Origin of the sequence: Marinobacter sp. UBA3604 (genome assembly GCF_002375325.1) — a bacterium.
Classification (GTDB): Bacteria; Pseudomonadota; Gammaproteobacteria; order Pseudomonadales; family Oleiphilaceae; genus Marinobacter; species Marinobacter salarius.
The window spans coordinates 33,055-33,692 of record NZ_DFMB01000049.1; the positions used below are offsets into that span (position 1 = coordinate 33,055).

The window sequence follows — 638 nt, forward strand, 5'->3', positions numbered from 1 at the left end:
CGGGCCGCCAGTTCATAGGCATTGCCGTTGTCGAGACTGGTCGACAGCACCAGACCGCCGATCGACGGGCTGTCGTAGCGGATACGCTCTTGTCGACCAACGGCATTGAAGACGCTGTTGGTTGCACCAATTCTGTAAAGTTGGTTGCCGTTATCATCGACAAAACTGATGCCGGAAGAATAAAGGGTATACCAGGCACCGCCACCGTAGTAGAGCGTTCCGGAGTAATCCATCATGTTGGCGTAGTAGCCAGCACCATCGCCTTTGCCGAAGCTCACCTTACCAAAGTCACCCTCGAGATAGATGTCAATTTTCCGGGTATCCAGGTCAACGTCACCCCCCCCGGAATTTTTGCCGATATCGAACTCCGTGGATCCGAACTGAACAACTGACATTTCATAGATAAAACCGACGTTCATGCCGTTGGCCATCTTCTCATTGCCAGTGAACCGGAAACGTGAGTTGGAACCGATGTTGTCGACACTCGCGTAATCGGTCTCATTCCCGTTATCCGCGACTGTGAACGCACGATCCAGCTGGCCGGACACCTTGAATTCCATGGCGTGACCCGGCGAAGATAACCCCGCCATCACCAGTGCGAGCGCTGAACTCAGTGCCGCTTTTTTATTTGTCATTAG

The 638-nt window shown here is 53.1% G+C and carries 1 protein-coding gene; it reads right to left on the reverse strand.

Translation table 11 applies throughout. The annotated features are described in order from the left end of the window. A partial coding sequence (locus B2590_RS15050) for a porin (RefSeq protein WP_286847970.1) occupies nt 1-635 on the reverse strand: 635 nt, incomplete at its 3' end. Between the last annotated feature and the right edge of the window lie 3 nt (nt 636-638).